Source organism: Pradoshia sp. Z5_111 (assembly GCF_058267535.1).
The window spans coordinates 11,783-33,316 of record NZ_JBZCPQ010000007.1 but is presented as its reverse complement, the minus strand read 5'-3'; the positions used below and the strand labels follow the sequence as shown (position 1 = coordinate 33,316).

Genomic DNA, 21,534 nt, shown 5'->3' with positions numbered 1-21,534 from the left:
CTGAAGTGGCTTGTTCAGAAGCGAGGAGCATAAGACAGAGGCACAAAGGGGCCGTCCTTCCCCCGAAGTGGCTATGCTTATGTCCCGAGCTTCTAGCCACTGAAGCCGGATTACATATAGTGCTGAGGCGACTGTTCAGGAGCGAAAAGCATAAGACGAATACTCAGTGGGAGTGTTCTTCCCTCCCGCAGAGTATTTGCTTATGTCTCGAGCTCCTAGGAGCCGAAGCCGGATTAACTAAAAAGCTGAAGGGCCTTGTTCAGCCGTGACAAGCATAAGAGGAGGCACGAGGGAGGCGTACTTCCCTCCCACAGTGGCTACACTTATGACTCGAGCGGTTAGGCCCTGAAGCTAGAATTAGATAAAAAGCTGAAGGGCCTTGATTAAGGAACGAAGACTAAATACGCCACGTCCTGGGGCAACGTCTTCATGACCTACATCCTGTAGGCCTCCGACAAGCATAAGCAAGATGCAAAAAAGGACGCACATATATGATGTCCATCCTTTTCAATCATTTCATTATACAGTTGCTATTATATGGTTTCATAATCTTAAATCTATATGCGTCCAATCCTTTTTTTTAACTCTGTAAACAACTGAATCCTCTTTGGTAAGTCTTCCTTCGTAATATTCAATAGAGAATCAAGGCGATGACTTGAATTCCATAATTGATCACGGCAGATTCTATTCCATTCTCTATAAATATCAGTTGGAAAACTAAGTCCAATCAAAAAGAACGGATTATCGCGATATTTTTTAAACTGAGGAAAAGAAAGAATCTCTTTCAATGAGCAATTATTAAAAATTAGCAATCTGTTGGCATACTGTAAATAATCAATCATAGGCGGTGCCTCTGCCATCAAATCAAAATCAATAAGGAGGAGCTCACCATCATCTTTTCTAAAAAAGTTGTGATGCGCCAGGTCGCCATGAATGATGACCGGATCTTCATCCACATCCTCAAGCTCGTATGGACCCAGCTTATTTAATGCCCATTCTCCCATTCTTAAATATTCGGTCAGCATCGAGTCGGGAATAACCCTATTGAGCATATTTATATTAGATGTAAATTCTCCTAATCGTTCTCTCCATTTTGATACTTGTGAAAAAGTGTATTTTTTCACTGTCAAATCATTGATTATCGTAGCAGAAGCCTCGTGCATCTTATTTAACAATGTCAAACCTTCTAATCGCTCCGAATAATTCTCATACGTAAAGCTTCTTGGATGCTTTGATAAATATTCTATAAAACCGATTGATTTACCTTTACATCCAAACGGCTTAATTTCATCAGAAAACACATAAGATCCATTGAACCCTACTTTTCGCAGCTTTTGTAAAAACTCGAGTTGCATGAGTAATCTTGTTTGATTTACAAATTGTTTAGCTATAAATATACCCTTATTTGTACTAACCTTTATCAACTTTGGTTTGATAGCTTTCATCTCATAAACTACAATATTTTGTTGACTTAAATAAGCAAGGAGGCAGTCTTTTAGACTGCCTCCCTCCTGCTCCCTCATCATGATTGACCTTCTTGCTCACTGCTTTCTTCCTGTGTCCTTGGCATATCAAATGCTGCCGGCTCGATATGCGGTATCACATGCTGGCCATTGGGATTGTAGGAAGGAGATCCTGCTTCAAACTGCTGACCCCCATACCTTTGATGAAATTGGGAATCCTGAAAAAATGGTTGTTGAGCAGCCTGCTGATACATAGGGTGAGTCATGCCTTGATGGTCATACTGACCCATTTGTTGACCCATTCCTTGGTGGTCATACTGGCCTTTTTGCTGACCCATTCCTTGGTGATCATATTGACCCATTTGTTGATCCATTCCTTGTTGTTCATACTGACCCATCTGTTGACCCATTCCTTGTTGGTCATACTGGCCCATTTGCTGACCCATTCCTTGTTGGTCATACTGACCCATTTGCTGACTCATTCCTTGGTGGTCATACTGACCCATTTGTTGACCCATTCCCTGGTGGTCATACTGACCCATTGAATGACTCATTCCTTGGTGGTCATATTGATTCATTGGCTGATAAAATGCCCCCTGTGCTCCTGTATCAGAACAGCCGCAGCCTTTCGGTATATACCCATCAAACGGAATATATTGCTGTTGCTGCTTATGATGATGATAATCCATCATATGGCTTGACGATTCCATCCCATAATAGGAAGATTCATGTCCATGATGCCCAAATCCAGGTTGCTGAAAGTATCCCTGTGTTCCTTGCATAGGGTATTGACCATATGGTGACATGGTTCCCCCTTGCTGTTGAGGGTAGTATTCTCCCTGGCTACCCATAAAATGGGGTGAATCGTGATACCCATGGTGAAAGGTAGAGCTGTCTCCCATATCGTCTTCATAACCCCAGTAAGGCTGTTGAATATACGGTTGGTGATAAGACGGTCCAGTCATATATGACTGATTAAAATAAGGCGTTGGATAGGCCATGCATGGATGCATCATAACTGGCGGACAGCATGGATCATAATATGGAATCATAGGCGGACAATATTCCGGCATATATTGCGGCATTGGCTGCGGTTTCGGCATTGGCTTGTGCTGTGGCTTCGGCATTGGTTTTTCCATTTTCTTCGGCTTTTCTTTTATGACTGGCTTCTCTTTAACTTTAGGTACCTCCTTAATAATAGGCATAGGAGGAGGTGTTTGCATTTCCATTTTGGCCATATTCATTAAATAATAGTTGTTGATATCGATTTCTGGTAAAACAGGTTTCACACTGGCCTGGGGGGCAACATACGGCATTTTAGGCATTTCTTTAACAGGCTTTTCTTTTTTAATATCCATCGGTTGAATTGGCATCTCCTTCACTGCTGGTGGTGGTGGTGACACAATCGGCATTTCTTTCGGTTTACTCGGAACTGTCTCTGCTTTTATACTTTCCTTCACATTTGAACTCCCACCTGAAATAGGAGCTTCCTTTACTGTTCCAAAATTAATCTTTGTATTGCCTCCTTTTTTTACAGATGGAGACGTATTATCGGGTATTTTAATTTTCATGCCAGGCATCAGCATATCCGGATTGCTGAGCTGTGAATTCATTTTCTTTAATGTTTCAAAATTCACTCCATATTTCTTAGCAATCTTCCATAATGTGTCGCCCTTTTGGACGATGTGTATTTTCACGCATAATCCCTCCCTACGCATATGTCCATATATACTATGATTGATTGGGCAGATTGCTATTGATTCAAGAAAATTTATGCGGAATTATTCTTGTTTATGAAGAAAATCCCTCTATGTTACAATAAAGACAACCAATATTTTAAAATAACACCTAAGCAAGGAGGGCATAAGTGATGATTCAGAAAAAATATACAACAGAAGAACGGCGTAAATACATCCTATCCATTTTAAAAGAACGTCATGAACCGATTACGGGAAGTGAGCTCTCTGTTATTTGCTCAGTCAGCCGCCAAATCATAGTTGGAGATATTACCTTGCTTAAAGCACGGAATGAACCGATCATTGCCACGCCAAGCGGATACATTTATATACATCAAATCGATCCAAAACTGGAACGGAAAACAAGGATTATAGCGAGTTTTCATACGCCTGAACAAGCAGAAGAGGAATTACTGCTTTTAGTGGACTGCGGTGTTACGGTAAAGGATGTAAAAGTGGAACATCCCATGTACGGTGACTTAACAGCATCCATTATGGTCAGCACCAGACAAGATGTCCGGCAGTTTATCGCCAATCTAAAAAATACAAATGCCTCTCTCTTGTCCCAGTTAACAAATGGTTTACATCTTCATACAATCGAAGCTGCAAGTGAAGCAGAGCTCGAGCAAGCTGTACAGGCATTAAGAAATGCAGGTTTTTTGAAAGAATAATTAGATATGCTGCGCAGTTTTTAGTTATGTACAACTTAAAAAAACAGGAACAAATAAATAGGACCCCTGCTGAATATAGCAGGGGTCCTTCATTTATATCCGAGTGATGATTAATAACTATAATAACTGCCCATAACCGTAACTTTACAACCCAAGGCTTCCATTTCGGCAATGGCACCCGGCAACAGAATATCATCCATCTTTTGTTCAATATCGATAATGAAGAAATAGTTGCCAAGTCCTGTTTTTAATGGTCTGGACTCGATTTTGGAAAGGTTAAGCTTCCTCCACGAAAAAGCAGATAACACTTGATGGAGAGCTCCGGCATGGTCAGCTGGAAGCAATACCATAACCGTTGTTTTTTCTCCTTTTTGTTGAATAGGAATCATTTTTTCCGATAACGGCTTATGACCCAGAACAACAAATCGTGTATGGTTATGAGAATAATCGTGTATATCCCATTTAACAATCGAAAGTCCATATTCTTCAGCGGCCATTTCATTTGCAATCGCTGCTGTCATCTCATCCGGATGCTCCTGAATATAGTGCGCGGCTGCAGCAGTGGAGGTTATACTTTCACATCGTACGCCTTTCATATCTCCATGCAGAAATTTGTGACATTGGGCTATCGCATGGCTGTGCGAAATAATCCGATCAATCCTGGTTAACTCATTGACATGAGAAGGGTGAACCATTAAATGCTGGCGAATCGGAGAGGAAAACTCCGCTACTATCGGAATCTGGACTTCATGAATCAAATAATCCAGTGTGATATTGACTGATCCCTCCAAAGCATTTTCTAATGGTACAACCGCATAATCGACCAGCTTAGCTTCCACAGCATCAATACACTCAGGAATCGTCATAAAAGCCTGCCTTTGTCCATAGGGAAATAATTTTGATGCTGCCAAATCACAAAATGTAGCTTTTGGTCCTAAATAGGCAATACGTATGTCCAAAGTGTTCTCCCCCTGCTTTAAGCCTCTCTGTTTCTCTATCTATGTATGAATATTTATTTTTCAAGCTCCTGAGCCTAAAATTTCAACCTTATCCACGAATTCAAGCCTTTTTAAACGGTTTATAAATTCATTCATTTCCATATGCATCTCACCTGTGTTTAACGATAAGGTTACATTTGCACGTCCCTGAATCGGAATGGTTTGATGGATGGTCAGCACGTTGCATCCCGAGGATGCAACGATACCGAGTAATTCAGAAAGCGTGCCTGATCTGTCTTCCAAATGGAAAAATAGCGTAATAATTTTTTCTTTTACAACTGAATGAAAAGGAAAAACCGTATCTCTGTACTTATAAAAAGCACTTCTGCTTAAATCGACGCTTTTAACAGCCTCCCAAACAGAAACAGCCTTTCCTCTTTCAATCATCTCTTTAGCCTGCAACGTTTTTTGCATCGCCTCAGGCAATACATCTTCCCTGACTAAATAAAATTTCTTATCAGCTTTATTATGCAAGCAAGTTCACCCTCTTTGGAACCATCCTTAAACTTTATGCTTAATCTACAAATTCAAATTCATATTCCATTAAACGAACAATATCTCCGTCAACTGCGCCGCGTTTTCTAAGAGCTTCATCCACACCCATTGCTCTAAGCTGGCGGGCAAAGCGTTTAATGGATTCATCACGGCTGAAGTCTGTCATCTTGAATATTTTTTCAAGCTTATCGCCAGTAACAACAAAGGTACCGTCCGATTCTCTTGTAATAACGAATTCTGCTTTCTCTGCCTCATGTTTATAGAGAACACGGTGGACGCCGCCTGTCTCTTCTTCATGCTCAAGCGGGAATTCCGGAGTTTCCTCAATTTTATCAGCCACAGCAAACAGTAATTCACGTAAGCCTTCATGAGTAACCGATGAAATCGGGAAGACTGGTACATCGTCTTCTAACTGTTCTTTAAAAGCCTTTAAATTCTCTTCAGAATCAGGCATATCCATTTTACTTGCTGCGATAATTTGCGGCCTTTCTGTTAGGCGTAAATTATACTCTTCAAGCTCCTTATTAATAGTTACATAATCTTCATAAGGATCACGGCCTTCCTGACCGGACATATCAATGACATGGACGATTACACGCGTACGCTCAATATGGCGCAGGAATTGATGTCCAAGCCCAACACCTTCATGAGCCCCTTCAATCAGTCCAGGTAAATCAGCCATGACGAAGCTGCGTCCATCACCGGTTTCAACAACACCCAGATTAGGGACAATCGTAGTGAAATGGTACTCAGCAATCTTCGGCTTAGCAGCTGAAACAGACGATAGCAATGTGGATTTACCTACACTCGGAAATCCAACCAGACCCACATCTGCCAGTAATTTCAATTCCATAATGATATCACGTTCAATCCCTGGTTCACCCTTTTCAGATAGTTCAGGAGCCGGGTTTGCAGGTGTAGCAAAACGAGTATTACCACGTCCGCCTCGTCCGCCCTTTGCAATAATGGCACGCTGGCCGTGTTCGGTTAAATCTGCAATAATTTCACCAGTATTGGCATCGGAAACAACTGTGCCCGGAGGAACTTTGACAATCATGTCAGCTGAATTCTTACCATGCTGATTTTTAGACATTCCATGTTCCCCTCGGGGTGCTTTAAAATGCCTTTTATATCGGAAATCCATTAGTGTGCGAAGTCCTTCTTCTACTTCAAATACAACATTCGCTCCATGGCCTCCGTCTCCACCGGCCGGACCGCCCTTAGGAACATACTTTTCTCTTCGGAAAGCGACCATTCCATTGCCGCCATCTCCACCTTTAACGTAAATCTTGACTTGATCCACAAACATGGGTGGTAACACCTACTTTCTGCTTTTGCAACTCTTTGATTGTTATCTTACCGTTATTTCAAAATAAAAAGAATTAATATCCTCTGTAATACCGGATATTTTTAAAGGCTCTTTTACCTGAAATATTTTTATTAATTCTTCTTTATTGTTTACTGGTCCCTGAAAATCAAAACCAATCTTTAATGAATCCTCATCTGTTTTGCTGAGGAGGATGGTTAAATGCAGGATATCTAACGCTTCTATTTGCCTATTCACTTCATTGAAAAACTTCTTCATCCAATTGGTTATCAATTCATCCAATTCAGGATAGCCTTTTATATCATCCATAATTTCATATGTAATATGGAATTTGTAACGAAGCCACTTGCCTGTCAATAAAAGTTCGGAAAGCATCGGCATATTCATATTCGAGATTTTCGCTTCCTGCTGTGCTTCAATAATGATTTCATCTACAAGACCGGATACTCTATCCATTTTACCTAATGCCATATTTCCTTTAATCAGCTGTATTTTGTTTAACCAATCATGACGTGCATGCCTCAGTAATTCTACAGTCGTCCATTTTGTTTCCATCTTAATACATTCTCCTGTCGGATTGGAATAATGAGGTCCTGGAAAAATCGCAAATCATCTATTACAGTATAACAAATTTAGCGAAGTTTCAGGAGAGGAATATATTCGCCAGCAGTAAATAACTTGGGGTACATACGGAAGTATAATGGTTTTAACCAAAAAACTCATATCTAAAAAAGAAAACTCCAACCAACAAGGTTAGAGCTTCTTTTGACTGTTACGTATTATGCTTCTTGTGCTACTGGGTAAACGCTGACTTGTTTCTTGTCACGGCCCAAGCGCTCAAATTTAACAACTCCGTCAATTTTAGCGAAAAGAGTGTCGTCTCCACCACGGCCAACGTTCAAACCTGGATAGATTTTTGTACCACGTTGACGGTAAAGGATAGAACCACCACTTACGAATTGTCCATCAGCACGTTTAGCGCCAAGACGTTTAGAAATGGAGTCACGACCGTTCTTTGTAGAACCTACTCCCTTTTTGGAAGCGAAGAACTGAAGATCCAATCTTAACATGTATTCCACCTCCTGTTAGCTAAGAATAATTTTCATGTATCTACCATAGTCACGTTCAATCGTTTGTAAGGAAACAAGCATGCCTTCGAGTAACAATTGTACCTTGTCATCGCTATCCGTTTCCGGAAAATGGACTTCAAGAAAACCGCCATCTTTACCTGCCTGTTTAATGATGGGTTCAACAGAAGTTAAACTCATCACAGCATTTACAGAGCCAAAAGCTACTGCAGATACCCCTGCACAAACGATATCCTGACCTTTTCGTGCAAAATCGGCGTGTCCTGATATAGTGAACGAAGAAATTCGCTCATCAGCTCGCACTACCTTTACTTTAATCATACGCGTCGCCTTAGAAGCTAATCTTTTCGATTGTTACTTTTGTGTAAGGCTGACGGTGACCTTGCTTTTTACGGTTGTTCTTTTTCGCTTTGTATTTGAAAACGATGATTTTCTTTTGTTTGCCGTGTTTTTCAACTTTACCTGTTACAGTAGCGCCTTCAACAACAGGGCTTCCAACTTTCACATCTTCTCCACCTACAAAAAGAACTTTATCGAAAGTAACGATGCCACCTTCTTCAACGTTCACTTTCTCAACGTAGATAGATTGACCTTCTTCTACTTTCACTTGCTTTCCACCAGTTTCGATAATTGCGTACATACCTGCACCTCCTTAATTGTCTAAGACTCGCCGACGGCAGGCGCCAAAATGGACTTATTACCTGACGTGTGCGGTTGTAGCATGGGTGCTACAAACTTAACATAAAAATACTATCATAATCAGACAAACATTGTCAATCATGATTTACTAACATACGGATAATAGGCTTGTTTTTTATTCCTTCCTCTGTACGCTTCATACGCTCTTCAAGATCCTTCTTGTTTCCGAGGGCTCGAATTTCAAAACGATTGGCTCCTGTCATTTTACCTTCCGTCACAAATATATTTTTATCGCCTGACAGGATATGTATTTTCACCATATGTATATTGTCCTTGATATACATGTAAAAGGATGAATCCACCACAACCCATACAGAATCATCCAAACAGTATTTTAATGCCGCTAATTGACGTTCCAATTCATAAATCGCGCTCTGACGGCTTTTTATTAATCCTGTTCCGCTGCATTCCAAGCAGTCTTCCTGAAGAATTTCATATAGATCCGGGCCTTCTTTTTTGCGTGTTAGTTGCATGAGCCCTAGTTCGGTAAACCCAATGACCACAGAACGCAGCGGATCATCTTTTAAGGCTGTTTCCATCGCTGTCTGTACTTGATGACGGTGCTCAGAAGATTTCATATTAATAAAGTCAATTACAATAATCCCGGATAAATTGCGCAGGATCATCTGTCGTCCCACTTCTGTTGCGGCAAGGATATTTGTATCCAAAATCGTTTTATTTATGTCGTGCTTTCCGGTAAACTTACCCGTATTTACATCTATCACATGCATGGCTTCTGTTTTTTCAAAAAGTAAATACGATCCGTTCGAAAGCCAGACTACCTTCTTGACTGCTTTCTCCAATTCTTCAGTAACTCCGAGAGAATTATACAGATCCACCTTATCCTTTTGAAGCTTTGCTTCCCATGATTCAGGTATTACAGAACGGAGTAATTGTATTCCTTCTGCAGAATTAGTCCATAGCTCCCCAGTTGTCCCAGCTGTCCAGCTTTCTATCAGATTTAGAATGCGATTTTGATCACTTATAAGTGCTGGTGCTTTACTTTTTGACGCTTTTCTTTGTAGTTGCTCATAACGTTCACGCAGCTCACTAAGCTTCGAGATAAAGGCTTCTTCATCCGCATCCAAGAAGGATGTACGAACAATTACACCTTCATCTTTTTGCAGATGCTTGGCTGTTATATGTTTCCACTTCTGAACAGTCTTCCTATCTGCCTTTTTAGAAGTACGGACAAAATGTTCACCCTTTATATAAACGATTTCCGGCGAAGAAACTTCAATTAACGCACTTATTTTAGCGCCTTTCGTTCCTTCTGGATCCCGCAGAATGCGTACAAGCAGTTTTTCACCTTGCTTTACATATGTTTTTGCCTGACGGTCTAAATGATAGTTCGGCGTTTCTTCAAATGGCAAATAAGCATTTTTATCAAACCCAATATCAACAAAAGCCGCATTCATACCCGGTACAATTTCACGAACAATTCCATAATAAACATTGCCGGCAAATGGGCCCTGCCCTTCTCTTTCAATATGTAACCTCATCAACTTATCATCTTGCAATAAACCGAGACGTCGTTCCATTCCTTGAAAATCAAGCACTATTTTTTTCATAAAAAAATCCTCTCGTTGACTCATTAATCTTACTTTAACGAGTCAGGAGAGGAGCGTCAATAAGGATACAAAAGTTCTCCGATAGGCCGATACGCCAATTTTGATGTAAAACAGGCGTGTAAAACCTCAGCTTCATCCAGCTTCCCTAATTCTTCATCCTTATTTTTGACGATTATAATATGCTTATTGTCCCTGCGGAAATCCTCAAGTATTTTATAAATCTTCATATCCTTTTCTGCTTCCAGTCGTGATATCGCTCTAATATCCTTATTATGTCCATAATGTCTTTCCATCAAGAAGCGTAAAAATACAAATTGGCGGTGTTTCCACTCCTTCCATAAGGAAAAGATCAGAAAGCCAACAACCATCCACCAATTCATATTAAGCGGATTAACAGCGACCAATCCGATGAAAGCAAGGAATAGACTGACTCCGGAAATAATAATGACTAGGCGGTGTGCATGCAGGAAGGGCATCCGCTTGCTCAATAAAACAAACAGTGCTTTTCCTCCATCCAGAGGCCAAATAGGAGCTAGATTTATAAATAAAACAATAAAATTATATAGAATTAAACTGGTATAGATATAATCTGATATAAAGCCAATTGTGTAGAAAAAATAAGTTAGCGCCAAAATCCAAACATGCTGCAAAGGGCCGGATGCCAATACAATCAATTCCTCATGCCATGGCCGGTTTCCATGCTCATCTGTCTCCAGCTCCCCGCCAAAAGGCAAAAGTGTAACGGATTTTATCCTCCAGCCAAATAACTGCGCGGCAATAGCATGACCCAGCTCATGACATAATACGATTGCAAACATTAAGAGCAATTCAGTAAACCTGGCTGTTAACACACCAAGAGCAAGCAACAACCAGGTTAATGGATGAATGCGTATTTTCGTAAGCACAGGCCATATTTTATTCAAATGAGATCACCTCATTAGGATCAATAAACTTTCCATTGGCTTTCAATGCAAAGTAAAACTCCCCCTTGTCCGGCTCATCCGACGGCGATACTTTTCCTACCTTCGTTCCTTTCTTAATTTGTTCATACAAATTAACGTTTATCTCCTGTAGGTGAGCGTACCATGATTCACTCTTATCCGGATGCTGGACAATAACCGTTTTTCCGTGAGTCTCCTTCTCACCTGCGTAGATAACGACCCCCTCTTTAATTGTGTCAACCGATGTACTATTGGATGTTTTGATTAAGACTCCCTGTCCATCCTTCACAAAGCTTTTCATAATGGTGCCTGTTGCCGGCGTGGCAAAACGATTATCAGCAGCATTATTATTTTTAGGTTCATCCACCGATTCCTCAGGCAAAAAAGCAAACGGCTTTCCGACTGTATCTTCAAACCAGTTAGATACTGACGCAAATTGGAATTCCTTCTGATAGACTTGGTCGAGGGTAGTTTTCGCTGTCTGGGTCCATGGAGCAGAAGTTCGATAAATAATGGCCATGCACAAAACCAAACAAACAGAAGCAAGGATACGAAATAAGATCCAATCTTTGTTTATAATAGGCGGCTTTTTATGCTCACTCACCCCTTCTTCATATACGAAAACATTTTCAGAACCCCATTCTTTTTCATCTTCCATTTCCGGCCATGCCGGCCTTTCATTCCTCTTACTGGCATTCATCATTCTTTCCCGATTTTTTCTTCTCTCAGCAATGCGCTTCCGAACATCTGAGCTACTTTGGCTGCCCATCCTTTCACCTCTCTATACAGCTCTTTTCTAAAAGATATGTATAGTCGGTCCAAGCTATGCCATGCAAACATACAAAAAGGACCTCTAACCAGTTAGATTAGAGGTCCTTACTTACTATTACTTAACACCAAATAATTTTTTTATCCGCTTAAACATTCCTGTCTTTTCATCTTCAAGTGGTTTGAGCGGGATGGATTCACCCAAAATACGTCTAGCCACGTCACGATAGGCAACAGATGCTCGATTATTCGGATCAAACACAATCGGTTCTCCCTGGTTTGAACCCTTAATCACATCATCATCGTCAACTACAATCCCAATTAAATCAATGGATAGATGGGTAGTAATTTCATCAATATCCAGCATATCGCCCATTTTTAGCATATGATTTCGAATACGGTTGATAACTAGTTTTGGAGATTCGACATTTGGTTCCTTCTCCAATAACCCGATAATCCGATCCGCATCTCTGACTGCAGATGTTTCAGGTGTCGTCACAACAATTGCTTTATCAGCGCCAGCCACTGCATTTTTGTACCCTTGTTCGATACCGGCTGGACAATCAATAATGATATAATCAAAATCTTGTTTCAAAGTATCAATTAACTGCTTGACCTGTTTTGGATTTACGGAGGTTTTATCCGCTGTCTGTGCTGCAGGCATTAAATAAAGACGATCATCAAAACGCTTATCTTTCACAAGCGCCTGATGGATTTTGCATCTTCCTTCAATCACATCTACCAAATCGTAGATAATACGATTTTCAAGGCCCATTACTACATCCAGATTTCTCAAACCTATATCAGTATCGACCAAACAGACTCTTTTCCCCATTAACGCTAAGGCAGTTCCGACATTGGCAGTAGTAGTCGTTTTCCCTACTCCACCTTTACCGGATGTTATTACTATGGCCTCTCCCATGGCTATACGCCCTCCTCAAATAAGGATAAATTAGGTCTCACTTTACATAAAACTTGTAATCTATCAAAAATCATCTCACCAGATTGATCTAAATAAGCACATTCCATTTTGTGGTCATCCTGCTCATCATAATCAAAAGAGTTATATAAAACATCTCCAATAACGATTTGGGATGGCTTAAACACAGATGCAGACACGACACATTCTTTATTGCCGTGTATACCTGCCAGCGCCTTCCCCCGCAGTGTACCCATAATAAAGATATTACCGCCGGCTTTAACGGTCGCACCGGGATTTACATCTCCTATTAAGAGCATGTCACCCTTCACTTCCAAAACTTGACCCGAACGGACAATCCTCACGATTTTTGTCACAGCCACTTCTTCAGCCAATCTTTTGGCTTCTTCATGCAAAATAACATTAGATTCAACATTATTTACAACCATGTATCCCTTTTTTTCTACTAAATCGACCAAAGCTTTCGCTTGTTCGTCCGTTAAATAACGATTACCGGTATGTATGGTGACATGAATACTTGATGTTGTTTCAATCGTTGAATTATGAATAGACAATTTTTCATCCAAATCTCTTAAAGCTTCAGAAATAGATGAATGATCATCAATCACAATCGTTAAACCTTGTTTACTTCCTTTGATCATAACATGCTGAATATTCTTCTTTCCCATGACGTCGTGCTCACCTCAATGCAATTTAATTCGACATGAGCGCTGACAATTCCTTTTTTTATAGAATCAATACCGTTTAATTATCTTCTTCAACAGTCCATTTTTTAATCCACTTAGCAAATACATAAGCGAACAGGAGTAGGAAGATTAGATTCAGAATTAAGGTAGGCAGCAATCTCATACGTGCAAATTCAATGAACGTCAATGAAGTATAACCAATTAAGGTATTCACCTCATAGACGATAATTTCTAAAATAGATATAGCAAGCAAACATACAGATGAGACAATCCCAAGATTAATTTGCAGTACTTTCATCAGTTGAGTTGATAAGTACACCATTAACGGCAAAGTGAATAAATAAACACCCAATACTTCTGTATAGACGACATCATAGAAGATTCCCATAACAAAAGCATATATGATTGCCATGTTCCTCTTTCCGTACACACCTAAAAACACTAGAAAGATAATAATAAACCGTGGCACCAGGATGAAGGGCGTTGTATATAATTTCGCCGAAAAAATTTCAACAAAAATTCCTTCAGATATAAAAACAAGGACAGCTAAAAGGAAGATTTTAAACCTTATCACAGGTCATCCCCCTCAGTGCTATCTGTATCTACAGTAGTCATTGTACGTTTGACAATCATTACATTATTCAAATCATAGAAATTCGCTGCTGGCTTAACCAAAGCTGTTTGAGTTAATCCATATTGATCGATAACGACCTCTTTAACCGTACCTATGACTAACCCTTCTGGGAACACACCGCCAAGCCCGGATGTTGTCACATTCTCACCTTTTTTAATTTTAGCATCATAATGGAGACCTGTTAATAGCAAGGCTTGCTTATCTTCGTCATATCCCTGAATAAATCCATATGATTTTTCTTTACTTTGGACCATTGCTGAAATACGGTTTTGCGGATCAAGAGCCGTCATTAATTGTACTGTGGAAGTAAATTGTGACACACTTTTGACCTTTCCAATCAATCCTTCAGCAGTAATTACAGCCATATTTTTCTCAATTCCATTTACACTGCCCTTTGAGACCGTCAATGTTTCATGCCATCTTTCCGGACCTCTGCCAATGACAGTTGCATGAGAAACTGTATGATCACTTAAATCTTCTTTTTTCTTAAGTATATTGCTTAATTCTTCATTTTCTTTTTTCAAATCATATATCTCTGTTTCCAACTTCACATATTCTTCCAGGCGTGATTTAAGATTCTTATTTTCTTCATATGTATTCCTTAAATCTGAAAGATTCTCAAAAAAGCCCGCTACAGCAGAAGCGGGCTTATGGAAGATTGTTTGAACAAAGCCGGCCGAGTCCTTCATAAACTGTTCAGGCCAGCTCAATTCATCCCTTTCCCGAAGTGAGAACCCAATCAAAGCCACCAGAAAGATGATGCTAATCAGCAAGATAATCAATTTTTTGTTTAAGAAAAATTGTGGCATATCCTTGCTCCTCTATCATTATTATCCTCTTTCAGGATTTTTGTGTTCTATTTTATTATCTTGAGTCTTTAACTTTTGATTTGAACAAATGAATATGATCAAGTGCTTTACCAGTACCAATAGCTACACAATCCAATGGATTTTCCGCAATTAGAACAGGCATTTTTGTTTCTTCACTAATCACCTTATCCAGGTTGCGTAATAAAGCGCCGCCACCTGTTAGAACGATTCCGCGATCCATGATATCAGCAGCAAGCTCAGGCGGAGTTTTTTCAAGCGTATTTTTAACTGCGTCAACAATCGCATACACTGTGTCATGAAGAGCTTTTGCAATTTCATCAGCAGTGATTTCAATTGTTTTTGGTAAACCAGTTAATAAGTCACGGCCGCGAATCTCCATGTTTTCAATATCTTCTGGATCTCCTGCTGAACCGATTTCAAGCTTAATAGCTTCAGAAGTTCGATCACCAATCATCAGATTGTAGTTTTTACGGATATAGTTAATAATCGCTTCATCCATTTCGTCTCCTGCGATACGGATAGACTGGCTAGTCACAATACCGCCTAAAGAAATAATCGCGACTTCTGTTGTACCGCCACCGATATCTACAACCATGCTGCCTGTTGGTTCCCAAACAGGTAAGTTTGCTCCAATTGCAGCTGCAAATGGCTCTTCAATTGTATAGGCATCACGTGCACCAGCTTGTCTAGTTGCATCAACAACCGCTCTCTCTTCAACAGCTGTTATTCCAGATGGAACACATACCATTACATATGGCTTACGTGCAAATAAACCTTGGTTTTTTAACGCTTGCTTCATATAATATTTCATCATAGTTGCAGTCGTATCATAATCAGCAATAACTCCGTCTTTCATAGGGCGCAAAGCCACAACATTACCAGGTGTACGGCCGATCATATTTTTCGCATCATTACCGACAGCAACAATGGATTTTGTATCTGTTTGAAATGCAACAACGGAAGGCTCACGTACTACAATGCCTTTTCCTTTAACATAAACAAGTGTATTGGCGGTTCCTAAATCAATTCCTAAATCTCTATTTCCAAGCATCTTTTAATATCTCCCTTTCTGAAACATATTCCATATTAGGTACGAGTTTTTTTATTTTCTTTTTCATATCATAAAGTTAAGTTCTTCAGTAATGTAATGAAAAATAAATTCTTTAAAAAGCATACGTAATATTATAGCTCATCCTCATGTGAATTCCTAGTATTATAAATATCCTTTTTCTTTAAGACTTACATATTTTTTCTCTCCGATAACCAAATGGTCCAAAAGTTCTATTCCCATAATTTTCCCACATTCAGCTAGACGTTTGGTTACTTCAATATCTTCTCGACTTGGAGTGGGGTCTCCTGAAGGATGGTTATGCAAGCATATTATAGATGCTGCAGATCTGCGGAGAGCTTCTTTGAAGACTTCACGGGGATGGACAATTGAGGCGTTTAAACTGCCGATAAAGATCGTTTGTTTATGGAGTATTTGGTTTTTCGTATTTAAATAAATACATACAAAATGTTCCTGTGATAAAAAACGCATATCATTCATACAATAATTGGCACAGTCCTCTGGCGAACGAATCACGTACCTTTCTTCATTCGTCAAATTGCTGATTCTTCTTCCTAATTCCATAGCTGCAGCAAGCTGCACAGCTTTTGCTTCCCCAATACCTTTAATACTAGTCATTTCTTCAATACTTGCCTCTTTCAAAAGACGCAGCCCGCCAAACTTAGCTAAAAGTTGGTTAGCCAGATTCATCACTGAATCTTCCTTTGTTCCGGTTCTTAAAAGAAGCGCCAGTAACTCTTGGTTTGACAGACTTTCCGGTCCAAATTGGATAAATCGTTCTCTTGGGCGATCATCCTTTGGATAGTCTCTTATCATGATTTGCGTTGTATCCATCCATATTCTCCATTCCATTGACGGAGTGAGGCTATTCTTAAGGATGTACTAATTTTTCAAGTTCCCTCTTAAGTCTGGAAACCGGGAGCCCTACAACTGAGAAGTAGTCACCTTCGATTCTCTTCACCAGCAAGGAACCAAATCCCTGTATCCCGTAGGATCCCGCTTTGTCAAACGGTTCTCCGGTCAATACATATTGTTCTATTTCTTCTTTTTTTAATGGCCAGAATTCTACATCTGTTTTTTCATAAAACAAGATAGAATCTTGCCCTCTTAATAAGGCGACTCCCGTATAAACCTGGTGTACATTACCCGATAAACGATTCAGCATGGAAATTGCTTCATCTTTATTTTTCGGCTTGCCCAGGATGTCACCATCCATTACTACAATCGTATCTGCGCCTATCACAACGGAATCACGGTTAGTTTCAGCGATAACAGTTGATTTTATGCGTGCTAATTCCATCACTATTTCGTGAGGTTCCATTCCATCCTGATAGGTTTCATCTGCATAACTTACTTTCACATGAAATGGTATGTTCAGCATTTCAAGCAATTCTTTTCTCCTTGGGGAAGAAGAAGCCAAGATTAAATCCAATCCTTTTCGCCACCTGCCATAAGAATTTATATAGATAGGGAGATACATATTCATCCTAACAGAATACGACACCATTCTCAATTCTTAAAGCAAAATAAAAAAGAGTACCCCGAATAGTGAAGCACCCCTTTAAACACAAATTGTATTTTTTATTTCCCGGAAAATACATTATAATCTATTCCATTCATCAAAAAATTGAAGTATACATTTTTGAAGCTGCATTAAGGATGTTTCTTCTGGTCTAGATTGATAGGTAGACCAAGTTTTATTCATACTTTCACTTAAATTATGGAGATTTTGTAATTCTTTCGGAATATTCTCCATTTTAATAGACTTTATATCTGGCTTTTCTTTCGTTTCACTCTGTAACAGGCCCGCGGAAGCCAATTGTGTGTATTGACCGGTGTTGTGAAGCATATTATGGATGACCTCTATTTCTTTTTGTTTATAAGCTTTTTTTGTTTGACCCTGAAAACGAATTTCCTTCCAATACGTATCGACACCTTCTCCTCTATATAAAAGTGCCAATTTCTTTGTATCCTGTAATGTAGCCGCTGCACCTATATAAATAAAGTATTTCCCTTCCTGTTCAAGAATAATAGCTGGAATCCCGTCCCCTTCAATAAGCGCGGCACGTTGTTCTGCTGCCTGTTTACTCGAGTAGACACCACCCTGAACGACAAAAGCATTCATATCCTTGACCATTTGCTTCTCGTCCTGGGGCGCTTGTTTATTGGAACCAAGCAAAGGAACAGATTCCTGTACTTTAACAGTTTCCTCTCCACCGCCAAACAGGACAATTTTTAAAATCACAACTCCAAATAATGTTCCAATTATAAGTGCTACTAATACAGGAATTCCTGCTGCGAGAAATGGTAATTTATTCATTTTCACATGGTCAAGAAAAGCTCTTTTTTGTGCCGGCTTTGTTTTCGTCTCATTTTTTTCAACAGTTTTTTCTTCGGGTACTATCCAAAGAGACGGTTCTTGTTCATCCTCAATCGTGCTGGCGATTTCCTGGATTGTATCCAGAGTATCTGGATCTTCACTCGGAATCCATTTGTATTCCTTTTTTTCGCCATTTATGTTTACGATGATTGTTCGTTCCCGGGTTGGCTTATCCATTCCTTTGCCTCCGCGTTTTTTGTTCATCTTATCATTCCATAAAAAAAAAAGAACAAGACTCTTGTCGTCTTGTCCAAAAAGGTTTCGCCAAATTTCTAGAATTCTCTATCCTCAACATTCTCTTCACGTATTTGATCAAGAGACAGCGGCAAATAACCTTCACCTTGCTTTTCACCGCATAATTTACGTTTCATTCCAATTAAACAGATGGATACTGCCTTCCCATCCTTAAATTGTACATAGGAATCTGTATGATCTAATCCCCATTTATCTCCTGTATCCGGATCAATGATGACATCCAAAAAACCTGAGGTAACAAGTTCGTTATATGTTACAGGATTTACTATCGGTTCCTTATTGAATTCTTTATTTTTATAATAAATCGTACTGGCATTGCGCATGATATAGGCATTAGAGACGAGGGCCTGTTTTCTCGCCTTTTGGATGACATCACCAATCACGAGGACAGCCATTGAAGCTATAATACCCAATATGACAATAACCGCCAGTAACTCAATTAAGGTAGCTCCGTTTTCATTAGACTTCCTATTTAATTTCCTTATCATTTCACTCACAACCTGAATACTTCTATTAAACTACTCACTTTCTTTTTTTGAATCCTCATATACATCCGGTGCAATGCTTAATGGATTATCTTTATTAGCTGGAGGAGGCGCCTCTATATCCGGCAATTGTTTTTGCAAATCTAAAAGGTCCGGCGAATAAAAAGCAGAAACACTTAATGTATAAACAAGCGGCTCCGTGTTTTGCTCAACGGAAGTAATCTCTTCTGTCCCAACAAACTCAAGGCCGTCTACCTTTATAATCCTCCTGGAGGACTCCATTGTCTCAATAAATTTTTCAATTTCATCATACCCATCAGCCTCAACTGTCACCTTTACCGCCAATTTTTTCACACCCTGCGGCAGCGGTAATGGGGGTTCAAGCTGCTCCTCTTCTGATTCGGTTTCAACCTCTGTTCCGGATGCTGTTTCGGTATTTGACGAGTCAGCCGTACCTGTTCCATCTGCAGAATCAGTTGGTTGAGCGGGCTCCGCCCCCTCTGCTTCAGCCAGTTCTTCATCACGAACTTCCAGTTTCAAAATCAGACTATCAGAGATAACCTCTGCTTTTTCAAAATCCAGGATTAACTGATCTCCCAATGGTTTTACCGGTAACTTTTTCTGCAATTCCATCGTAGACTGATACGTTGATCCAGTTGACTGATTCAGCTGTGAAGAAATAGAATCCAATACAGTTTGCTGTGTAGCTACTTCAGATTTCTTTGTTTCAATCGTTGATTTCATCGGATTAAGAAGCAAGAAATACAATCCGGCAAATAGTAATAGAATGGCTACGCAAATACCACTTAATATGTAGATTTGAACTTTACTTAATCGCCAACTCATTTCGATTTCACCTCTTCTTCAGAGGGCAGCTCACCATCAGCCTTCAATTTTTTTACTGCCGGCATATTGAGAGTTAACTCAAATGTCCCAATATATCGGGGATCGTATTTTAGTTCCACAGAATCACTTTCTTCACTATCTTCGCTCTCTTCATTCTCTTCCTCAACAGGTGCTGCCTCCAATGAAGAAACCATTGCATTCGTTATGACCTCAGTTGATGATAAATCCTTTAGATAATAGGCTGCTTCTTCTGCTTTATCAAATCGCACTTCGAGTTTAATTGCGCCATTTTCAGCATAAGAAAAGGTTTCAATAAATCCTCGCTCCGGCAAAAATCCATTTAAATGTTTTAAGAGAGGTACTGTTTTAACAGGGTATTGGTTTGCCCATGTAACTTTTTCTGTTAATTGAGTAACAGAATTGCTATTCTCCTGAGATACAACCTTCTGCTGTTCCACTTCAATCATTTGAGCAGTCATTTCATATTCTTGTTCTAATGCATTCAACTGACTTTGATTGCTCTGATATTGCCAAAAGTAAAGGATTCCGCAGAGAATACCGAGAAACACTGCAGATAAGATAATCAGGAGTACCCCACGGTTTTTGCGCTCTTTTTTTGGCAGCAAGTTAATTTCTACAAGCATCATCTCACTCCTTTAAGAGCCAATCCCCCGGCTAAAAAAAAGGGCTCCGGCAATTCAGGTTCCTTATTGGTTTGTATATATCCCTTTGGAATACTCACCACAGTTTGATCATATCTATTTTTTATGTCAGTGATCACTTCAGTTAGATAAGGATGATCACCGGTTATGATTATTTTAGTGACCTGATGCTGCTCCTGGCTTAAGGAATATTGATAAAAGCTTAGCACCCGATCAATCTCTGTATACGTATCCTCTAACAATTGCATATAATCTTCATTGTCACCGGTATATTCCATGACTTGCTTATCTTCATTTATACGTGATAGTTCCCATTCACCACTTTGCCCTGTAATCGGGATATTTTTCATAAAGATTGGCTTATCATTTACAAAAATACTTGTATTGACGGTATGCAGATTAAATTCAATCAGTAAGAGATGGTCTTTTGAATCTCTTTTTCCCGCATGAAAAAACAGCCTGTACAGCGACAAAGGCGATATATCTGCTTCTATAGGGTAAAGCTGAGATTTCTCAAGCAAAGTGGCGTACTCCGATACCACCGCTTCTTCAGCAGCGAATAACAGAATTTCCTTTTTTTCCTCCGTCTCTTCCAACAGAACCACATCAAATATCGGTTCCTCAAACGGAAGATGTATGGTCGTTCCCATTTCCAAATACAAGTAGCCCTTGATTTCATCCTCTTTAATATCCTTTGGAATGGCAACCTTACGAATGACCAAACGGGAGTCCGGTACTAAAAACCGCACCTGACGCTTATGTATTTTCCATTTAGCAACACAATCACTTAAAATATCCTTAAGAAGGTCAAAATCAGTAATAATGCCGTCCTTTATAACACCGGCAGGTAAAAAATGCTCACCGCATTTATGAACAATCGGTGGGTCCAGCTGTTTAAGTTCTACATAACGAATCACATGGTCTTTTAATACCAGGTTCACAACCCGATTGCTGCCTGAAAATAAAGTAAAAGCCATTATAACTTCTCCC

At 39.7% G+C, this 21,534-nt stretch carries 25 protein-coding genes and 1 other annotated feature; of the genes, 1 reads left to right on the top strand and 24 read right to left on the bottom strand.

Annotated features, from left to right (window positions below; all coding sequences use genetic code 11):
* Window positions 1-557 precede the first annotated feature (557 nt).
* Window positions 558-1,526: a phosphotransferase gene (locus tag AC4D4A_RS14560; RefSeq protein WP_490996564.1), complete on the bottom strand. Its 969-nt coding sequence runs from the start codon at window positions 1,524-1,526 to the stop codon at window positions 558-560.
* The gene (gene safA / locus AC4D4A_RS14555; RefSeq protein ID WP_490996563.1) at window positions 1,523-3,160 is read right to left on the bottom strand and encodes a SafA/ExsA family spore coat assembly protein; all 1,638 of its coding nucleotides are present in this window, start codon (window positions 3,158-3,160) and stop codon (window positions 1,523-1,525) included. The genes AC4D4A_RS14560 and safA overlap by 4 nt, the downstream gene beginning before the upstream one ends.
* A 170-nt stretch (window positions 3,161-3,330) precedes the next feature.
* Between safA and AC4D4A_RS14550 the strand changes: the two genes are divergently transcribed.
* Window positions 3,331-3,870 (top strand): transcription repressor NadR, encoded by a 540-nt coding sequence (locus AC4D4A_RS14550; protein WP_490996562.1) that lies wholly within the window; start codon window positions 3,331-3,333, stop codon window positions 3,868-3,870.
* 110 nt (window positions 3,871-3,980) lie between these two features.
* Here AC4D4A_RS14550 and pheA read toward each other — a convergent pair whose 3' ends face one another.
* The 22 genes from pheA to pilM form a co-directional block, all read right to left on the bottom strand.
* A complete protein-coding gene (pheA, locus tag AC4D4A_RS14545) occupies window positions 3,981-4,823 on the bottom strand; it encodes a prephenate dehydratase (RefSeq protein ID WP_490996672.1) in 843 nt (280 codons plus the stop codon).
* A 66-nt stretch (window positions 4,824-4,889) separates the two neighbouring features.
* Window positions 4,890-5,342: an ACT domain-containing protein gene (locus tag AC4D4A_RS14540; protein ID WP_490996561.1), complete on the bottom strand. Its 453-nt coding sequence runs from the start codon at window positions 5,340-5,342 to the stop codon at window positions 4,890-4,892.
* Window positions 5,343-5,382: 40 nt separating this feature from the next.
* On the bottom strand, window positions 5,383-6,672 hold the full coding sequence (gene obgE / locus AC4D4A_RS14535; protein ID WP_490996560.1) for a GTPase ObgE: 1,290 nt from the start codon (window positions 6,670-6,672) through the stop codon (window positions 5,383-5,385).
* A 42-nt stretch (window positions 6,673-6,714) separates the two neighbouring features.
* Window positions 6,715-7,245 carry a Spo0B domain-containing protein gene (locus AC4D4A_RS14530; RefSeq protein WP_490996559.1) on the bottom strand — a complete coding sequence of 177 codons (531 nt, stop codon included), beginning with the start codon at window positions 7,243-7,245 and terminating at the stop codon, window positions 6,715-6,717.
* 224 nt (window positions 7,246-7,469) lie between these two features.
* Window positions 7,470-7,760: a 50S ribosomal protein L27 gene (gene rpmA, locus AC4D4A_RS14525; protein WP_066105513.1), complete on the bottom strand. Its 291-nt coding sequence runs from the start codon at window positions 7,758-7,760 to the stop codon at window positions 7,470-7,472.
* 15 nt (window positions 7,761-7,775) lie between these two features.
* The gene (locus tag AC4D4A_RS14520; RefSeq protein WP_490996558.1) at window positions 7,776-8,099 is read right to left on the bottom strand and encodes a ribosomal-processing cysteine protease Prp; all 324 of its coding nucleotides are present in this window, start codon (window positions 8,097-8,099) and stop codon (window positions 7,776-7,778) included.
* 10 nt (window positions 8,100-8,109) lie between these two features.
* The gene (gene rplU, locus AC4D4A_RS14515; protein ID WP_066105519.1) at window positions 8,110-8,418 is read right to left on the bottom strand and encodes a 50S ribosomal protein L21; all 309 of its coding nucleotides are present in this window, start codon (window positions 8,416-8,418) and stop codon (window positions 8,110-8,112) included.
* Window positions 8,419-8,431: 13 nt separating this feature from the next.
* Window positions 8,432-8,504 (bottom strand) — a sequence feature (ribosomal protein L21 leader region).
* 47 nt (window positions 8,505-8,551) lie between these two features.
* Window positions 8,552-10,048, bottom strand: coding sequence for a ribonuclease E/G (locus tag AC4D4A_RS14510; RefSeq protein ID WP_490996557.1), 1,497 nt, complete (start codon window positions 10,046-10,048; stop codon window positions 8,552-8,554).
* A gap of 56 nt (window positions 10,049-10,104) precedes the next feature.
* Window positions 10,105-10,971, bottom strand: coding sequence for a M50 family metallopeptidase (locus AC4D4A_RS14505; RefSeq protein ID WP_490996556.1), 867 nt, complete (start codon window positions 10,969-10,971; stop codon window positions 10,105-10,107).
* Window positions 10,964-11,758, bottom strand: a complete 795-nt coding sequence (locus AC4D4A_RS14500) for a peptidoglycan DD-metalloendopeptidase family protein (protein ID WP_490996555.1) — start codon at window positions 11,756-11,758, stop codon at window positions 10,964-10,966. The genes AC4D4A_RS14505 and AC4D4A_RS14500 overlap by 8 nt, the downstream gene beginning before the upstream one ends.
* A 117-nt stretch (window positions 11,759-11,875) precedes the next feature.
* On the bottom strand, window positions 11,876-12,679 hold the full coding sequence (gene minD / locus AC4D4A_RS14495) for a septum site-determining protein MinD (RefSeq protein WP_066105532.1): 804 nt from the start codon (window positions 12,677-12,679) through the stop codon (window positions 11,876-11,878).
* Window positions 12,680-12,681: 2 nt separating this feature from the next.
* Window positions 12,682-13,365: a septum site-determining protein MinC gene (gene minC, locus AC4D4A_RS14490; RefSeq protein WP_066105536.1), complete on the bottom strand. Its 684-nt coding sequence runs from the start codon at window positions 13,363-13,365 to the stop codon at window positions 12,682-12,684.
* Between the two features lie 76 nt (window positions 13,366-13,441).
* A complete protein-coding gene (gene mreD / locus AC4D4A_RS14485; protein ID WP_490996554.1) occupies window positions 13,442-13,957 on the bottom strand; it encodes a rod shape-determining protein MreD in 516 nt (171 codons plus the stop codon).
* Window positions 13,954-14,826 (bottom strand): rod shape-determining protein MreC, encoded by an 873-nt coding sequence (gene mreC, locus AC4D4A_RS14480; protein ID WP_066105543.1) that lies wholly within the window; start codon window positions 14,824-14,826, stop codon window positions 13,954-13,956. Before mreC ends, mreD begins: the two co-directional genes overlap by 4 nt.
* 55 nt (window positions 14,827-14,881) lie before the next feature.
* Window positions 14,882-15,898 (bottom strand): rod shape-determining protein, encoded by a 1,017-nt coding sequence (locus AC4D4A_RS14475; protein ID WP_066105546.1) that lies wholly within the window; start codon window positions 15,896-15,898, stop codon window positions 14,882-14,884.
* Between the two features lie 162 nt (window positions 15,899-16,060).
* Entirely contained in the window at window positions 16,061-16,750 is a 690-nt protein-coding gene (gene radC, locus AC4D4A_RS14470; protein ID WP_139892620.1) for a RadC family protein, read from the bottom strand.
* A 37-nt stretch (window positions 16,751-16,787) separates the two neighbouring features.
* Window positions 16,788-17,396, bottom strand: a complete 609-nt coding sequence (locus tag AC4D4A_RS14465; protein WP_490996671.1) for a Maf family protein — start codon at window positions 17,394-17,396, stop codon at window positions 16,788-16,790.
* A gap of 120 nt (window positions 17,397-17,516) precedes the next feature.
* Window positions 17,517-18,473 carry a hypothetical protein gene (locus tag AC4D4A_RS14460; protein WP_490996553.1) on the bottom strand — a complete coding sequence of 319 codons (957 nt, stop codon included), beginning with the start codon at window positions 18,471-18,473 and terminating at the stop codon, window positions 17,517-17,519.
* Window positions 18,474-18,568: 95 nt separating this feature from the next.
* Window positions 18,569-19,039: a type II secretion system protein gene (locus AC4D4A_RS14455; RefSeq protein ID WP_490996552.1), complete on the bottom strand. Its 471-nt coding sequence runs from the start codon at window positions 19,037-19,039 to the stop codon at window positions 18,569-18,571.
* A gap of 30 nt (window positions 19,040-19,069) precedes the next feature.
* Complete coding sequence (locus AC4D4A_RS14450; RefSeq protein WP_490996551.1) at window positions 19,070-19,882, bottom strand: hypothetical protein; 813 nt, start codon at window positions 19,880-19,882, stop codon at window positions 19,070-19,072.
* Complete coding sequence (locus AC4D4A_RS14445) at window positions 19,879-20,526, bottom strand: hypothetical protein (protein WP_490996550.1); 648 nt, start codon at window positions 20,524-20,526, stop codon at window positions 19,879-19,881. The genes AC4D4A_RS14450 and AC4D4A_RS14445 overlap by 4 nt, the downstream gene beginning before the upstream one ends.
* The gene (gene pilM / locus AC4D4A_RS14440) at window positions 20,526-21,521 is read right to left on the bottom strand and encodes a type IV pilus biogenesis protein PilM (RefSeq protein WP_490996549.1); all 996 of its coding nucleotides are present in this window, start codon (window positions 21,519-21,521) and stop codon (window positions 20,526-20,528) included. The genes AC4D4A_RS14445 and pilM overlap by 1 nt, the downstream gene beginning before the upstream one ends.
* Between the last annotated feature and the right edge of the window lie 13 nt (window positions 21,522-21,534).

What these genes read in the sequence shown, in the direction of transcription:
- AC4D4A_RS14560 (WP_490996564.1), bottom strand. Translation starts at nt 1,526, where the DNA reads ATGATGAGGGAGCAGGAGGGAGGCAGTCTAAAAGACTGCCTCCTTGCT.
- obgE (WP_490996560.1), bottom strand. Translation starts at nt 6,672, where the DNA reads ATGTTTGTGGATCAAGTCAAGATTTACGTTAAAGGTGGAGATGGCGGC.
- AC4D4A_RS14530 (WP_490996559.1), bottom strand. Translation starts at nt 7,245, where the DNA reads ATGGAAACAAAATGGACGACTGTAGAATTACTGAGGCATGCACGTCAT.
- rpmA (WP_066105513.1), bottom strand. Translation starts at nt 7,760, where the DNA reads ATGTTAAGATTGGATCTTCAGTTCTTCGCTTCCAAAAAGGGAGTAGGT.
- AC4D4A_RS14520 (WP_490996558.1), bottom strand. Translation starts at nt 8,099, where the DNA reads ATGATTAAAGTAAAGGTAGTGCGAGCTGATGAGCGAATTTCTTCGTTC.
- rplU (WP_066105519.1), bottom strand. Translation starts at nt 8,418, where the DNA reads ATGTACGCAATTATCGAAACTGGTGGAAAGCAAGTGAAAGTAGAAGAA.
- AC4D4A_RS14510 (WP_490996557.1), bottom strand. Translation starts at nt 10,048, where the DNA reads ATGAAAAAAATAGTGCTTGATTTTCAAGGAATGGAACGACGTCTCGGT.
- AC4D4A_RS14500 (WP_490996555.1), bottom strand. Translation starts at nt 11,758, where the DNA reads ATGGGCAGCCAAAGTAGCTCAGATGTTCGGAAGCGCATTGCTGAGAGA.
- minD (WP_066105532.1), bottom strand. Translation starts at nt 12,679, where the DNA reads ATGGGAGAGGCCATAGTAATAACATCCGGTAAAGGTGGAGTAGGGAAA.
- minC (WP_066105536.1), bottom strand. Translation starts at nt 13,365, where the DNA reads ATGGGAAAGAAGAATATTCAGCATGTTATGATCAAAGGAAGTAAACAA.
- mreC (WP_066105543.1), bottom strand. Translation starts at nt 14,826, where the DNA reads ATGCCACAATTTTTCTTAAACAAAAAATTGATTATCTTGCTGATTAGC.
- AC4D4A_RS14475 (WP_066105546.1), bottom strand. Translation starts at nt 15,898, where the DNA reads ATGCTTGGAAATAGAGATTTAGGAATTGATTTAGGAACCGCCAATACA.
- radC (WP_139892620.1), bottom strand. Translation starts at nt 16,750, where the DNA reads ATGGATACAACGCAAATCATGATAAGAGACTATCCAAAGGATGATCGC.
- AC4D4A_RS14465 (WP_490996671.1), bottom strand. Translation starts at nt 17,396, where the DNA reads ATGTATCTCCCTATCTATATAAATTCTTATGGCAGGTGGCGAAAAGGA.
- AC4D4A_RS14460 (WP_490996553.1), bottom strand. Translation starts at nt 18,473, where the DNA reads ATGGATAAGCCAACCCGGGAACGAACAATCATCGTAAACATAAATGGC.
- AC4D4A_RS14455 (WP_490996552.1), bottom strand. Translation starts at nt 19,039, where the DNA reads ATGATAAGGAAATTAAATAGGAAGTCTAATGAAAACGGAGCTACCTTA.
- AC4D4A_RS14450 (WP_490996551.1), bottom strand. Translation starts at nt 19,882, where the DNA reads ATGAGTTGGCGATTAAGTAAAGTTCAAATCTACATATTAAGTGGTATT.
- AC4D4A_RS14445 (WP_490996550.1), bottom strand. Translation starts at nt 20,526, where the DNA reads ATGCTTGTAGAAATTAACTTGCTGCCAAAAAAAGAGCGCAAAAACCGT.
- pilM (WP_490996549.1), bottom strand. Translation starts at nt 21,521, where the DNA reads ATGGCTTTTACTTTATTTTCAGGCAGCAATCGGGTTGTGAACCTGGTA.